This window comes from Candidatus Uabimicrobium amorphum (genome assembly GCF_009002475.1).
In the GTDB taxonomy this organism is placed as follows: Bacteria; Planctomycetota; Uabimicrobiia; order Uabimicrobiales; family Uabimicrobiaceae; genus Uabimicrobium; species Uabimicrobium amorphum.
In genome coordinates this window covers 5,920,935-5,936,507 of sequence record NZ_AP019860.1, presented here as the reverse complement: position 1 = coordinate 5,936,507, position 15,573 = coordinate 5,920,935, and the positions used below count along the sequence as shown (strand labels likewise).

The 15,573-nt window shown below is 41.1% G+C and carries 12 protein-coding genes; 4 read left to right on the top strand and 8 right to left on the bottom strand.

Annotation, left to right across the window (positions count from 1 at the left end):
* Positions 1 to 69 precede the first annotated feature (69 nt).
* The 3 genes from UABAM_RS21540 to UABAM_RS21530 are packed head-to-tail and all read right to left on the bottom strand — an operon-like array spanning position 70 to position 3,619.
* Positions 70 to 2,073 (bottom strand): M28 family peptidase, encoded by a 2,004-nt coding sequence (locus tag UABAM_RS21540; RefSeq protein WP_151970058.1) that lies wholly within the window; start codon positions 2,071 to 2,073, stop codon positions 70 to 72.
* Positions 2,064 to 2,771: an SDR family NAD(P)-dependent oxidoreductase gene (locus UABAM_RS21535; RefSeq protein WP_151970057.1), complete on the bottom strand. Its 708-nt coding sequence runs from the start codon at positions 2,769 to 2,771 to the stop codon at positions 2,064 to 2,066. Before UABAM_RS21535 ends, UABAM_RS21540 begins: the two co-directional genes overlap by 10 nt.
* On the bottom strand, positions 2,771 to 3,619 hold the full coding sequence (locus tag UABAM_RS21530; protein ID WP_151970056.1) for a carbohydrate deacetylase: 849 nt from the start codon (positions 3,617 to 3,619) through the stop codon (positions 2,771 to 2,773). Before UABAM_RS21530 ends, UABAM_RS21535 begins: the two co-directional genes overlap by 1 nt.
* A gap of 115 nt (positions 3,620 to 3,734) precedes the next feature.
* Between UABAM_RS21530 and UABAM_RS21525 the strand changes: the two genes are divergently transcribed.
* The gene (locus tag UABAM_RS21525) at positions 3,735 to 5,324 is read left to right on the top strand and encodes an FAD-binding oxidoreductase (protein WP_173013476.1); all 1,590 of its coding nucleotides are present in this window, start codon (positions 3,735 to 3,737) and stop codon (positions 5,322 to 5,324) included.
* Here UABAM_RS21525 and UABAM_RS21520 read toward each other — a convergent pair.
* Together UABAM_RS21520 and UABAM_RS21515 are read right to left on the bottom strand one after the other, a co-directional pair.
* A complete protein-coding gene (locus UABAM_RS21520; RefSeq protein WP_151970054.1) occupies positions 5,321 to 5,719 on the bottom strand; it encodes a DUF4440 domain-containing protein in 399 nt (132 codons plus the stop codon). The two genes, UABAM_RS21525 and UABAM_RS21520, sit on opposite strands and share 4 nt — an antisense overlap.
* A gap of 28 nt (positions 5,720 to 5,747) precedes the next feature.
* Positions 5,748 to 7,256: a hypothetical protein gene (locus UABAM_RS21515; protein WP_151970053.1), complete on the bottom strand. Its 1,509-nt coding sequence runs from the start codon at positions 7,254 to 7,256 to the stop codon at positions 5,748 to 5,750.
* 501 nt (positions 7,257 to 7,757) lie between these two features.
* Between UABAM_RS21515 and UABAM_RS21510 the strand changes: the two genes are divergently transcribed.
* Positions 7,758 to 8,201 carry a hypothetical protein gene (locus UABAM_RS21510; protein WP_151970052.1) on the top strand — a complete coding sequence of 148 codons (444 nt, stop codon included), beginning with the start codon at positions 7,758 to 7,760 and terminating at the stop codon, positions 8,199 to 8,201.
* A gap of 61 nt (positions 8,202 to 8,262) precedes the next feature.
* Here UABAM_RS21510 and UABAM_RS21505 read toward each other — a convergent pair whose 3' ends face one another.
* Positions 8,263 to 9,297 carry a sigma-70 RNA polymerase sigma factor region 4 domain-containing protein gene (locus UABAM_RS21505; protein WP_151970051.1) on the bottom strand — a complete coding sequence of 345 codons (1,035 nt, stop codon included), beginning with the start codon at positions 9,295 to 9,297 and terminating at the stop codon, positions 8,263 to 8,265.
* 19 nt (positions 9,298 to 9,316) lie between these two features.
* Complete coding sequence (locus UABAM_RS21500) at positions 9,317 to 10,645, bottom strand: cyclic 2,3-diphosphoglycerate synthase (protein WP_151970050.1); 1,329 nt, start codon at positions 10,643 to 10,645, stop codon at positions 9,317 to 9,319.
* A 159-nt stretch (positions 10,646 to 10,804) separates the two neighbouring features.
* Between UABAM_RS21500 and UABAM_RS21495 the strand changes: the two genes are divergently transcribed.
* Positions 10,805 to 13,009, top strand: a complete 2,205-nt coding sequence (locus UABAM_RS21495; RefSeq protein WP_151970049.1) for an acyl-CoA dehydrogenase — start codon at positions 10,805 to 10,807, stop codon at positions 13,007 to 13,009.
* A 35-nt stretch (positions 13,010 to 13,044) separates the two neighbouring features.
* On the top strand, positions 13,045 to 13,830 hold the full coding sequence (locus tag UABAM_RS21490; protein WP_151970048.1) for a hypothetical protein: 786 nt from the start codon (positions 13,045 to 13,047) through the stop codon (positions 13,828 to 13,830).
* Between the two features lie 82 nt (positions 13,831 to 13,912).
* Here UABAM_RS21490 and UABAM_RS21485 read toward each other — a convergent pair whose 3' ends face one another.
* Positions 13,913 to 15,451, bottom strand: a complete 1,539-nt coding sequence (locus tag UABAM_RS21485; protein ID WP_151970047.1) for a hypothetical protein — start codon at positions 15,449 to 15,451, stop codon at positions 13,913 to 13,915.
* Between the last annotated feature and the right edge of the window lie 122 nt (positions 15,452 to 15,573).

Genomic DNA, 15,573 nt, shown 5'->3' with positions numbered 1-15,573 from the left:
AAAGAAAACTAAATTGATTTGTAGATATAGAAATATGCTAATATGCGATGCCCCCACATCAGTATATTTCTATACTTCCATGTTACACACCACCAGTTTTTCCTGCTCTAGATTTTTGATAAACTGTGTCACATCTTGCAGCGACTGTGCTCCAAAATACGCAGACACCGCATTGCGAATATCCCAAATGGAACGTTTCCCATCGATAAGATTTACAATTTCGAACTGAATATCAAAAAATTTCATGTTTTCTTCGGGAAAACCTGAAGCCTTAAGAGCAAAATTTAAATGAATCGCCAACGGACCTTTAAATAACGATGTGCGTTGCGGAATTATTTTTTGCGCTTGTTGTTGTTCTTCACCAAGCTCTTTTGTTTCTTTCGCTGTCAACGTAAATTCACGACAATACCCCGCATAACTATCTTGCAGTTGTTCTTCATAAAGAGCAGCGACATTGTGCAGTTGTTCCTTAATTTTCTCGCGCCATAAAACGCCGTCATTTTTGGGATCTAGCTCACCAACAGAATCGACACGTGCGATATTTTGTTGTAAATAGCACTGCAATTTATTACGGCCTTCCCAATAGTTTTGCTCTAACGAAGATGGCTGACTACTGTGCAACAGATGGCTCACTTCGCAACTCATATGCGAAAAATCTCGCAGGACTTTGCTTCCTACTAAGGCAGACAATTGTGTACTTTGTGATGAATTTATATTCGCTAAATACCAAACAGATCCCAAGGCAATAAACATCGCTTTTTTTAGCTGTGTAGAATCCAAATTATCGGGAACGTCTTGCGTGGTATGATAAAAAGGGTTATCCTCACCAAGCATGACAGTAGGAACCGCCGTTGTCGAGTCGTTGAGGAACATATGGTCACTACCACCACGATATGGAACGACACGATAGTTTAGAGGAAGACTTTCCCCACGAGGACTCGTAATCACAACCTCATTTGCCACTTGACGTGCAAAATTTTCGACCACATCGTTGATGTAATGTGGCCTGGAAAAAGGCGTTTTGATGATATTGAGGCTTGATTTTGTCTTCAAAAAATTACTTCCCACCATATCGCAATTGATGGCGGCGATAGTTCTCTGCGCAATATCGCTATTTTTTTCCAGCCACGGAGCCATCCCTTGAAATTCGGTGGGCCATAAAAAACGAATGGTGCGCTGAGGTTTTGGTAACTTTTTATTTGTGATAAGCTTTTGCAAAGTACGCGCAATTTCTATGAGCGTTGCGCTTCCCGAAGCGTTGTCATGAGCACCTGGCTGGTAGTGATCAAGGTGGGCGACAAGCAAAATTTCTTCGTCAAGATTTTCCCCAGGAATTACACATGTCATTTGATCAATGGTACTTTGTTGGTTTTTGGCATCGAGTCGCGCGTGCAGAGTTACCTTGTCTTGCTTTATCATCTTTTTTAACATGACGGCGTTGCGATACGAAATACAAAAACCAAAAGTAATTTGCTCATCCTCGTCGGCATGGTGCCACATTCCGTAATAGGGAATCAAATTACCAGGATGTGGACGTAAGCTTAATTCAGGATTTAAGTACAGCAACACTCCAACAGCACCGCGTTTTATCACCGCTTGACGTTGAACTTTTCCAGCATAGTTACTAAAGGTGGGGCCACCCGCAAGGACAATTTTGCCGTGCACGTCGACATTTTCATACTCGTAATCTTCCAGGCCTGTTCCAACATCAACAAGCTCGGCGACAACATCCGCCGAACGACTACCACGCACTACAGACACAGGTATTTCGTCGTAGTCTGCCAACTTCATTTGTTGTGGATGACGCATCCACAACTCACCGTAGTTTATTTCCCACCCTAGGCTTGTGGGCCATGTCCAATATTCCTTCCTTCCATCGGCGATATAGCGTTCGATTTCAATATTTTCTATTCCAAAACTACTGAGCATGCCTTGAACCATTTGCATACACTCATAGGTTCCCGAAGAGCATTGAACACGATCGAAACGCGAGATCATTGTTAGAAAATCTTTTGCTCGCTCACCAGAAAGTTCGTTGAGAATAGTTTGTTGCGTTTGATTGTCTAATAACATTCCTCGACCTCTTTTAAAGAAACAAAACTCCCACTTGGATAATGTAAAAATTGACTTTGGCAACCCACTATTCTTTGCGCGACATGATCGGGAGATTGCATCATACCTTGGTCTTTTGCCTGCTGTAACTGTGCAAGAATGGGAAATTTTTCATGACCTTTGTGCTCTTGGAGATATTCTTGCATTGCGGTATCTATAATACCGGGAGAAATGGTACAAAAATGCGTTTGTTGTTGTTCCAATGCGTACATGGCCATCATGCGGTTTAGGGCTAACTTAGATAAAGCATAGCCATTTCCCCCACGGCATGTATTTTCTGCCATTCCAGAAGAGATAGCAATTATTTGCGCAACATGGATGCCTTGCTGAAAAAGAGTATCGCAAATGATTTTATTGCTCCAAACATTTACCGCCATCACTTCGCGCAACAAGTCGACACTTGTATCTTTTAAGTCTTCTACAACTCCCATATGCGCGGCATTGAGAATCACCACATCTAATGCATCAATATTTTTTACCAACATGCCTAATTTTGCGGCAACGGTCTCCAGGTCTGCCAAGTCAATACACTGATGAATAATCTGCGGTAACCCAGGTCGGCGACGACTCACTCCATATACCTGTGCTTTTTTCATGTAGAGTTCCGCTAAACTCCGTCCAAGACCAGCACTTACTCCGGTGATCAGAACCCGCGACATTATATTTTACTTCCGTGAATAGACTCAATTTGTCCAAAAGTAACCAATTGAATGCCCTCGTCTTGGATTGCCTGTAGAATGCGTTCGTTTGTCAAAACCTCCACCTCTTGATCTCGTTTTTCTAAATAGTAATCATTTTGTAAATCATAGCTATAACCTGGATGACACATTATTTCCGTGACCCCTGTGGGCAAGTTGCGCAGAATTTCCAGTAAATTATCCACCGTCACTCCGGTGTCGAAAAAACGATATTCAAAAAAATCTGGATGCGCAACGCAGAAATGCGCATAGATTTGTTGCAGTTCTTCTATCCGTCCATCTAGTTCGGCAAGTGGATTTGTTTTACGACTCCTCATAAACTGATGAAGCTTGTTTTTTGATAAAAACATGTGCGGATTGCGAATCGGAATTTGATGATCTTTTGCCAAATTTAACACCGTCTTAAAAGCGGCAGGGTGGACATTGGCCATAAACTGATGACTGTCGATGTGATCGGGAAGACAACCTGCTACTTCGGTAAACAAAGAAAATTGCGCTTCGATTTCACTCTGTAACTCCTGCGCGTTAAATGGAGCAACAATGGGAAAGGAGAGAAAATTTCCTTGTTTGTCCACAAGGCTGGGCACTTCTGAAGCGGGTAAAACAGGTGCACCGTAAGAAAGAGTAATGTGTAAACCAATCCCCACACTTTCGGTCATCGCTGTTTGTATGCTCTCTCGGAAAAAAGCGGTATTGACCATCGCTGTTGTCGAGGTAACAATACCCATTTTGTGCGCATGCAATATCCCCGAAGAAACCCCAGGAGAAATCCCTAAATCATCGGCATTTACAATAAGATATTTTAACATTTTCCACTTTTCAGATCTTCGTTATTTGGTTACAATTTTTATACGGTTTATTATGTTAGCAAAAGACGTAAGTCGAGAAAAGCCTAAATTCCGAATCCCAGAAAGGGGAAATGGCATGAATCCTTTGACAAAGTGGCAAGGCATTGTTGGTGAACAAAATATTCTTACGAGTAGTGAACACTTAGAGCGTTATACAGCAAACGTCACTGGAATTGAAAGGTCCATTCAAGCGGTGTTGCTTCCCGAAAGTACAGAACAAGTACAAAAGATCGTCGCCATTGCCAACGAAAATAAAACCCCGCTTTACCCTATTAGCTCCGGTAAAAACTGGGGATTGGGTGATAGGCTACCTGTACAAAGCGGTGCCACCATCGTTGATTTAAAAAGAATGAATAAAATTCATCGTGTTGACCCGCATCATGGATATGCGGTGATTGAGCCAGGTGTTACCCAAAAGCAACTCTATGAATATCTTCGCGAGCATAACCTTCCGTTTATCATCAATATTACAGGGGCTGGTTCAGACACTACTTTTGTGGGAAATGCCATGGACCGCGGCATTGGCTACTATGGTTCTCGTGTGGATAGTATGTCGGGATTGGAAGTCGTACTAGGTAACGGAGAGGTTTTACGTACCGGCTTTGGTCACTACCTAAATTCCAAAACAACGTATCTTTACCCTCATGGTGTCGGACCAAGTTTAGAAGGATTGTTTTTTCAATCGAATTTTGGAATTGTGACAAAAGTAGGTATGGAACTGATTCCACACAAAGATTCACATGCTTATTTGTCGTGTTCGCTAAAAAACCCGAACAATCTAGAGGCATTTGTTGATATCCTCACAGATCTAAGACAACGAAATATTGTAAGAACTACTTTCCACATTTCAAACGATCATCGTTCGGAAATTAATGCCTGTCCGTTGTTGTATAACTACTTTTTAAAAGAAGGTGACGACAAAGAAACCAGTAAAAGAAAAGCCGTGGAGCTTTTCAACAGCATCAAAAGTTGCTGGAGCGCATCTTGTGGACTTCTAGGGACCAAGAGCTACATCAAAGATGCTTACGAGCACACAAAACAAGCCCTAAAAGGTATTGGTTCTGTAAAATTATGGACATTTTCTTCCTTGAAAAAACAACAGAAAATCGCGCAAAGGCTATCTTTTCTACCTTCTTATCGCTTAAAAAAAGCGTTGCTCGCAACTTTAGAGCCACCCTTGGGGCACAGCCGTGGAATTCCCTCCAACGACGCCTTAAATAGTATCTTCTGGCCGCTCAATAAAATTCCCCAAGACCTCATTGAGCCCGCACAACAAAACTGTGGTAAATTGTATGTCTTGCCTCTCGTTCCCATGTCAGGAGAAGCGTTTGGCGAGGTAGTACAAATCACCACAAATATTCTCCACGACAAATTTGGCTTTACACCGTATATCACCATGAATATGGCCAAGGATAAAGTATTTGAAAGTGTCATTAATATTGCATTTCATCGCGACGATCCACATCAAGTACAGAAAGCTCATAACGCTATTACCGAAGTAAACCGTCAGTTTGTCACTTCGGGCTACATTCCTTATCGCGTTGGTATCCAAGCAATGTCCGAAATTATCTCATCGCAAGATTATCATTGGCAAATAGTGGCACAACTCAAAGACATACTTGATCCAAACAAAATTATTTCTCCTGGTAGGTATAACCTTGTCTAAGTGCGATATACTTCGTGAACATGCAGCCACTCAACTCCACAAGGCATACTGTCATTTTTGCGAAAAATAGCCGTAGAAACCTTAACTTCGTCTACATTGTCCTTTACTTGCCACTCTTCATAAGTCACTAAATGTAAGGTATCGGAAAGAGAACGACTGCGATAGTTTTTTATTTCAATGCGAAACGGCATATGTGCATATCGCCCATGTGTTTTCTGCATGATGTCGATAATCTGTTGTCGCGAAAAAATCTCTCCGCCAGGAAAGACAATTTCAAAATCGTCAGACAACACCTGCGGAAGATAACTAAAATCGTCTTTAGGTACACGACCAATAAACCAATCTTCAAAAACTTGATGAAGATCGCAAATTTCTTTATAGCACTGTTCTTTCATATTTTTTCTCTTGTCTATGCTAAAACCGTTATTCTACTCTAATGAGCTTTCCGTCCACAAGAATTGCGGTTTGTATTCCAAGACCTCTCGCAATAGATAAGTGCTCCATGTCTTCCGTTACGAATAAACAATCTTGTGCTTCTAAACTCGGGTTTATTTGTTGGGCACGTTTAATTGCCATTTGAAAAATCTGCGGGTCTGGTTTTTCAATTTTTACTTCTGAAGAGAGCAAGATCAAATTTTCGTCAAAGCTATCAAATGAAAAATCTTGAGGAAGTAGCTCTAGTAATTGACTTCGTGATAAGTTTCCGGTATTAGAAATGATGCCTAAGCGTTTACTTTTCATTTGCTGCAGAATTTGTTGTGCTCCAGTTGCCCACTTTTTGCCGGAGACAACTAAGGTATCTCCTAAATCGAAAAATATCACTTTTGCTGCACTAGATGTCTTTGGAGAATTTGCACGACCTAGTTCTAAAATGGACTTTGTACTTTTAAACACACCTTCTGAAGTTGCAATAATCACATGTCTTTCGTGTACAATAACATCATACAATGGTTTTTTCGTTAGGCTTCCTAGATCAATTTCTTTCCAGGTTACATTTTGAGAGTTGTTAGAAATAAATAGCCGGCTTGTGGAAAAAAAATGGCCACCAATCCCCGATCGTTCGTGTGTCCCCATGACGATATATGAAGTAGAATAATTATGAATTAAGTTTAAAGCGACGGCTGCTTGTTGTGATTTATGAGAAGATACGTTTTGCCAATTACTTCCTTTGGGAAATTGCCATGCACCCTCTTCGTGAGACTTAAAGATGCCCGCTGATGTTGCCGCAAAGCGTTCTCCTAAGGTGTGATTGTAGCTTATAGATTTTACGAAAGGCGTCTTTTTGTTTGTTTCCATGCCACCGTTGAGGGGTTCCCAATTACCATGTCCATTTTTAGAGCGTAAAACGCCACTGCTAGTACCTAAAAGAACATCTCTGTTGCTATCAACAGCTACAGTGTTAATACTATGCTGATCAGACATTTGATGAATTAGAGACCAGCTTGCTCCGAAATTATCAGAACGGAAACATCTACTTGTTGGATTGTGAGGACGAAAATCTCGAGTGACAACAAACAAACTGTTTTTGGAAATAGTGATATCTGTCACAAAAATTACATCAGAAGATGGCAACTGCGAAATGATATCTTGACCAACCCTATTCCAATTTTTTCCGCCATCTAAAGACAGTGAGAGCAAAGGAGAATCTTTTTTCTTATTGCGAAAAGCAACGAAGACAATGTTTTCTTGGGACACCACATGAGAAATACTACCTTCTGTTTGCACATTAGATGTATTCCAAGATTGACCGTCTGTGGAAAAAAACAATTTGCCACTTGTACTTGCTGCCCAAATATTCTTTGACGAAGAACTAGAATCATCTTGTGCAAAAGAAATAATATCTTTTGCAGAAAACACTTTTTCCCAGTTTTCATTTTCAGCGGTTAATGTAAAACATAAATGAATTGTAAATAGTAGCGCTATTATTTTCATGTCTCTGACCTTTCAATTATAATTTGAAGATACTACTAAATTGTTACGTTCATAATAACCGAAAGTTCATTATAATAAAATGCAATAAGCTTTATAGTTGCCATAAGTAAATCTTATTTTAAGTTTTTTCACTGCAAATTCTTTTTCATACATCAAAATGTAAAAGTGCGGTACATTTTGAGCTAAACAGGCATATTTATGGGCCGAATTTAGAAATTTTAGAAAACGGTAAAAATGGCCACCTGTTGCGTTAAAACTATAAAAATCAACAAAGTGACACTTGACACCTACTCACATGCAAAATTCCCTTGTTTCACCTTGTGCAAACTGCTACGATATCATATCTTATCTATTTTATTACTAGACGTAAAGTGTATAACTTTTGTCTATGTTTTGTATGGCTCTTCCGACAAACCCACATCTCAACGAAAAATTTCGATACTCGTTACAGACCATCATCATGCCATCAAAATTCCTATTCGATGCAAAGAGAGGTCAAACATGCAAAAATTTATTATTGTCTTACTCGTAATGTGTTTTTCCCTACCTTGTTTTGCCGACCGCGATAGACGAAATCGCAATCCGAAAGAAAAATTACGTGTTGTTTTTATCAAGAAAAATAAGAAAAACCAAGAATTCGTTTGTATTCGCATGACTCCTATTCAGTACCGCACCGCAAATGCACGCGCCAAAGTAAAGAGAAGAGGAAATATCCGTATCGTGCTTGGACCAAGACAAATCGCCGCCTTACATAAGCTTTTAAAAGAGGAGCATCGCTGGTCCAAAGTGGTTGTACGTGTCAGTGCCAAGAGATTACGTAAACTCGGTGGCTTAAAAGATCGTTTCATCATTCGTCCCAAAAGTCTTTTTGAGAAAAAGCGTGGAAAAAATAGAGGTGAACTCGCCATTGATGGCGAAGGTGATTACGATAGTATTCTGAGGTAACCAACGTTAAAGACAGATGTATGTATTTAGGACACGCTTCCTCTGTTAAGCGTGTCCTTTTTTATTGGCCATGTAAAGGCAAGTGGCGTTTTATTTTGGCAATGATTTTCTGAATGTGCTCGTAAATAGTAAAAGGTTTCTCTTGTAGTAAGTCACCCATTTCCTCGTAAGTAAAAAACATGATATATCGCAAATGCAAAAGATACTTTTCTTCGGCACAAAGACTCTGTAGTTGTTGGTGGACTTCCCGATAATCATGACCACTCATTACACATGGTTTATGTTCATAATTCTCCATCACACAAAAGAACTCTCTAAGGGCACCAAAAAGTTTTTCCTTCTCCCATAAACGATCCACAAAACTACATTCGAGATTGCGCATACTTCCACTACAATTGTTCAACCATCCATACTGCGGATGTTTCCGCCATTTTAATCGCGAAAGAGGCGTAAGTTTCGCAACGGTTGTATCAAGTGTGGGCCTTTCAAACAAACCGATATCAAGACACAATTGCCGCGTTACTTGACGCAGTTCTTGTGCTTCTTCTTTACAAGTAGATGTCATTTTCAGCAAAAGCAAAAATATACGATTCAAGTTTCCATTTACATGCGAAAAATAACGAGCACATCTGATGATGTTTTGCACTTCTTGCCAACGAAAAGCTGGCCACAAAAACTCCATATCTCCCGCGCAATACAACTCTATTTTTTTAGGAAAACTAGGATGTGTCAGAAAACATTGCAGTTGGTCATGAAAGTTTATTTGAATCGTATATTCTTGGGGAAGATAAACAATGTATTCGTAACCTTCGTCAAAACAAAGATCCTCCTCTGTCATAGCATATGGCAACAAACCACCATTTGCACATTGAGCAATGTCATCGAATGCAAAGGCATTGTCGTAATCTTTCCCCCAGAGTTCACACAGTAAACGAAGAGAAATAACATCGCTCTCTTCGAGCAAATCTTCCGGCTCCAGCGGAAAAGCTTCGAAATAGTACTCATCGTCAATAGGAAACCAAAATTCCTCCTGAAGAAGCAGATTCTCTCCTCCACAGTACAAAACAAAATTTTTCGTTCTATTCGTAGTTTCCATTCTTTTGCGTCCACTTATTTCAAACTGATTTTTTGGCCAAAAAGTCCTCTAATATCGTTTCCAAATTCGGCGTACCAATCTCTTGCAAGTCGTATTGTACGCGCACGCAAGGCTTTTCAATTTTAATAACACGACTAAGATCAATGGGCGTACCAATAATCACCAGGTCGCAATCCATGCGATTGACGGTTGTTTCTAAATCGCGCAATTGTTTTTCACTGTAACCCATCGCCGGTATGGAATTCTCGATGTGCGGATGTTTCGCAAAAATTTCTGCCATTTCCCCTTCGACAAATGGACGTGGATCGAGAATTTGTTTTGCGCGATATTTTTTCGCAGCGTAAACTCCGGCACCGTATTTCATTTCCCCATGTGTGAGAGTAGGTCCGTCTTCGATCACCACGACTCTCTTACCATTAATTTGCTTGTAATTCTCTACCGTCAAAGGAGATGCCGCCTCGATAAGCGTTGCTTGTGAATTCACCGCAATAATGTTGTGGCGTAACTGAACAACATCCTCGTAATTTGCACTGTCGATCTTATTGATGATCACATAATCAGCACGGCGTAGATTGACCTCTCCGGGGTAATACTCTACTTCGTGTCCTGGTCGCAATGGATCGACCACCACAATTTCTAGATCTGGTTGATAAAATGGTATGTCATTGTTGCCACCATCCCACAAAATGATATCCGCGTCTTTTTCGGCTTCGCGAACAATCGCCTCATAGTCTATACCTGCGTAGATATAGCTTCCCATCGCAATATATGGTTCATACTCTTCCATTTCCTCGATGGTGCACTGGTGTTTTTTTAAGTCTTCTAAACACGAAAACTTTTGCACGATTTGTTTCGAGAGTTCTCCGTATGGCATCGGATGGCGAATGGCGGCGACTTTTTTGCCCTTGGCACTCAGTATTTGTGTTATTTTACGTGCGGTTTGTGACTTTCCACAACCAGTTCGCGTTGCACAAACTGAAATGACGGGTTTTTGAGATTTTAGCATGGTACTTTCTGCACCAAGTAGCCAAAAGTCTGCTCCCACAGCCAACACCATAGAGGCTTTATGCATGATCTCTTTGTGTGACACATCACTGTAAGCAAATACCACGACATCTATTTTTTCTTTGGCGATGATATCGACAAGATCGTTTTCGGATAGTATGGGAATACCTTGCGGATACAATTCTCCGGCAAGAATGTGCGGATATACCTTGTCATCAATGTTGGGAATTTGTGTCGCGGTAAACGCCACAACGTGGTAATCGCTATTGTTGCGAAAAAAAGTATTGAAGTTATGAAAGTCGCGTCCCGCAGCTCCCATGATAATGGCACGTTTTGCAGACATTGTAAGATCTCCTAAAATTTTCCGTCATTTTTTACGTTAACCATAAACAAAGCAAATGTCGTAACATATTCGGAATAAAACAAATAATGAGTGTCGTACAACAATTATTATTCTATAATAATATCTCTTATATAAAAAGCTTTTGTTGGAGGAAGTGCGATGTTTGGATGGATGATTCGTTTTATCAAAAGAAATAACTTATTGCCAAAAATTTCCGATACGGAACGCGCCGCTCTAGAAGCGGGTAGTGTGTGGATTGATGGCGACTTATTCAGTGGAAGAGTAAATTTCAAAAAAATACTGCAAGAACCCTATCCGCAGTTGTCGAAAGAGGAGAAGGAGTTTATCGATGGTCCGGTGAGTGAAGTCTGTAAAATGGTCAACGAGTACGAAATACGCAAGCAAAAAAAATTACCACAAGAGGTGTGGGACTATTTACGAGAACACCGTTTTTTTGGACTTGTCATCCCTAAGGAATATGGCGGACATCATTTTAGTGCGCTGGCCTGTAGCACTATATTTGGTAAACTAGGTGTGCGTTCGATGAATTTAAATGTCACGGTAATGATACCCAATTCTGTGGGTCCTAGCGAGTTATTGGCCAAATACGGTACAAAAGAACAAAAAGAATACTACTTACCACGTCTTGCCAAAGGCGAAGACATTCCATGTTTTGCTCTCACCGAAGAAAAAGCAGGGTCAGACGCGGGATCACTGAGATCAGAGGGCGTTGTATTTAAGGGCGAAGACGACAAAATATATGTGCGCATCAATTGGAGCAAACGCTATATTACTCTTGCCCCCATCGCCACATTGATTGGTTTGGCTTTTTATCTAAGAGATCCCGAAAATATTTTAGGCAAAGGTGAAGATATTGGTATTACCTGCATTTTGGTAGACGCAAAAACAGAGGGAGTGGAAATCGGTCGTTATCACGATCCACTAAACAACGGTTTTCCCAACGGACCAACACGTGGCAAAGACGTCGTCGTTCCCCTCGAAAATGTCATCGGTGGTAGTGAGTATGTGGGAAAAGGCTGGGGAATGTTGATGGAAGCGCTTTCCGCCGGACGCGGAATTTCACTCCCGGGCTTTGCGACAGCAGGAGTACATGTGGCCACACGTGGTGTCGCGGCCTACTCGATGATCCGCGAACAATTCTCGATACCCATTGGCAAAATGGAAGGAATACGCGAGCCTTTGGCGAAAATGGCTGGCTTTTGCTATTTGATGGAAGCAACGCGCGTTTTTACCTGCGGAGCAATTGACAACGGTCACAACCCATCGGTTGTCTCTGCCATTGTCAAATACTCCCTTACCGAACTAGGACGTGAGGCCATCGGCGAGGGGATGGATATCATGGCAGGAAAAGCCATTTGCCTTGGCCCCAACAACCCCATTGCCCAAGGGTATTTAGCAGCACCTATTGCCATCACTGTCGAAGGGGCAAATATTCTAACGCGCACACTAATTATCTTTGGGCAGGGAACCATTCGCTGCCATCCATATCTATATCGACAAGTTCAGGCGCTGCAACAAGAAAAAGGCGGAAAATTTGTTGCCCTCCTCGCCGCGCATTCTTTTTTTATGGCAAAAAATACCGTCATGCACTTACTGGTAGGCACCACAAGAGGATACTTTCTCCGCGCCCCCAAATGGAATAAAACGCGTCGCTACTACCAAAAATTAAAGTGGGCTTCCCTGAAGTTTGCCGCTTTAACCGATGTTGCGGCCATTTCGATGGGTAGCCAATTAAAAAAGAAAGGTAACCTCGCCGGACGCTTTAGTGATATTCTCTCCTGGATGTACATCGGGACATGTGTTCTGCGTCGTTATCATGAAGAAGGAGACAACAAAAGCGACCTAGTTGTTGTGGAGTGGTGTATGGAGTATGCACTGTGGCAAATTCAGCAAGCATTTGCTGGAATTTACGACAACATCAAGGTGCCGATCATTGGCGGTCTGTACGGCAAATTTCAACTGTTTTGTCTACGCATTAACCCACTTGGCAAAGCGCCGCGTGATTTACTAAGCAATCAAGTTGCGCAAATCCCCCAAAATCCCGGAGAACAACGTGACAATCTAACCTTTGCATACAAACCTGACTACGTAGAAAACGAGCCTCTTGCCGATTTGGAAAAAACCCTGCTGTTAGTGAAAGAGGCCGCACCTACTTTGCGCAAGATCAACCAAGCGGTCAAAAAAGGAGAATTGCAAAAGCAACCTTTGATACAAAATATTGAAACGGCGGTGAGTGAAGGTGTTATTTCCAAGGAAGAATCTACTTTACTGCGTAATTTGGAAAACGCTAGAGATAACATCATTCGCGTAGATGATTTTAGTTGGGAAGAATTGACGTTTTAAAAATTTTCCACTCAATTTATGGAAAGGAATCTAAAATGAATATAGGTAAATTAATAGTCGTTATCATCTTGTTTACAACGTGGACATATACACAAAATTTTGATGCTGTCGAAAGAAAACTGGGCGAGGCAGTTGCCGAAGGTCATCTCTCTTTGGACCAAGCCGCGGCGATGATGAAAACGCTTCGAGAAATGGCTAGCGACAAGCATCACAACGCCGAAGAAAAAATTGGTGCATGGATTGATAGTGTCGGTAAAAAAATCAAAGCTGCGGCAATGAAGGGTGAAATCAGTGAAAAAGAGGCTTGGGAAAAGTGGCAGCATTTTAAAGAACACGAACTCGCTCCCAAACTCAAGATGGCCGTTGCCAAGGGTGTAGTGCGCGAAAAGTGGGCCCAGGAACTGTGGCACGGTATCGAAAAAGCAGAAATCAGTGAGAAACTCAAGGCCGCAGTAGCGAAAGGCGAAATGACAGAACAACAAGCTTGGGAAAAGTGGAAAGAAATCAACAAACAAGACAACAAACATCATGAAATCATCCATCACTACAAACGCTTGGGAGTTTCGATGCAAGAAATGGGCAACATCAAAAAGTCGCTTGGAGATGCTGGGGTTACCAATGAGCAAATGGAAGGGGCAATGCGCGGCATATTGCGTACAGTTCACGAAATGAAATCCGAGGGGGAAAAATACGAAATGGATCTTGGTGTTGCCAAGTTTCTCCGTGGTGAAATTAAGCTCAGCAACAAACAAATTGAGATGGTACAAAACATTGCGCGACGCATTTTACACCGCGTAATGAAACAACAACAGAAGAAATAATACGCTAGAATAATCGTGTTTTCTAAAACTATGTGTAAAAGTTCATGCATAGTTTTAGAAACAGGGTATTTTCTATCGCATTTCACCGATCTAACTTGCGAAATGGCGTATCTTTTACCAATATGTCATATAAATCATAGCGATAGACATCATCTTTGGTGACGACAAAGATGTGTGGTTTCAAAAAATCTATGCGAATAATTTTGGCGGACACTTGTAGTTCATAAATGTCTTTGCACCACACAACCCAAAAAATAGCATTGGCAGAGCTTTTCATTATAATGAGTGGTAATTCTTTCCATAGTGCCACGCGGCATAGTACACAGGACTTGTCCTTTTTGGTTATTTTCGATCGGGCGTTTAGGTATAGCGAACGATAGGTATCATGAGAAAAAAACATCACGCCATTTTCGATAAGACTTTGATTGTCCATCTCCAGTGTGACCATTTTAGGTCCCACGTAATGGACTTTTTTTACTTTGCTTACGCGATAATTATATTCATGCAAAGACCATTTATCTTTACGACCGGTTACATGAAATATGTTGGCTCTTAACTCACCGCTTTGCATCCCATTGTACACATCATTTAACATAACGCTTTGTTTCTGTATTTCATGAAACATACCATCTTGAATGACTTGTCGTCCACCAAGCACAATGTCGTCGTGTAACAATCCCTCGCATATCCATTCGACATAACAGTGTTCCTCTAGTGCGGAAACTTCACGCCAATTTTTGCCATCAAAATAGTAAACGTGGTCTTTGTTATAAGCATAAATTTCGTCGTGTGATGGCCCCCACAAATCTTCGACAACAAAAGGTATGGGAAATATTTCCCATCCACTGTTTTTCCATCTCCAACATTTTTCCCCTACCGCATACAGTGTTCCATCTTGTAGCGTTCTAAAATGCGAAACTCTTTTAACATTTGGGTAGACCTGCCAATTTTCATCTTGCCAATAGACGAGCCGTGTGGTGCGTAAGATTTTATTTTTGCTCACCGCCCATATTTTTTTTTCCGCGTCTGTGGCGATCGAATCAATGATACTCCACGAAGGATTCTTATATTGTAGCCGTTTCTGTATGTACGCGGAATAGATCATGTGCTTGCGGATGCGGCAATTGGGTAAAAAATTTTCCGTGGATTGAATTTTGATGAGCGTTTGCGAAATGTCGAGAAACGACAACGGCAGACGGTGGATATTTTTTGGCAATTTAGAAAGGCGACGGTTTTCGGCAATATCTAATGTTTTCAACTGAGAAAACTTAGTGATATCTGCTGGAAGTTTTTGGATATTTCGTAGGCAAATGTTGTGGACATTCACATTTTCTAAAAAATCAAAATAAGAGGGTCCACTTAGGGAGAGATGGTCTATATATCCGTCTTTGAATGTGCAATTGTTCAACGCCTCTATTGTTAATTTCGTAAAATTACAACTGGCAAAAGTACAACCATGCATAGAAATAATATAAAGTTCCTCGCTGCGAAAACTACAGTTTGTAAAATCACTATGCAAGATTTTGTCTATTTTTTTTTCGATATAGAATGTACAGCCCATATAGGAAGTTCTGTCTTCTATATTTTGTAAGGACTGACGTTTCACTACTTTTTTCGTCATTGCTATTTTCCTCCACGAAAAAAGCGCTAATTAGCGTTAGAAACGCTTGCCTAACTGTATTTACAAGACGGGCGGACACAAGGTCCGCCCCTACATTTCAATCGTGAAACAAAACGACACTG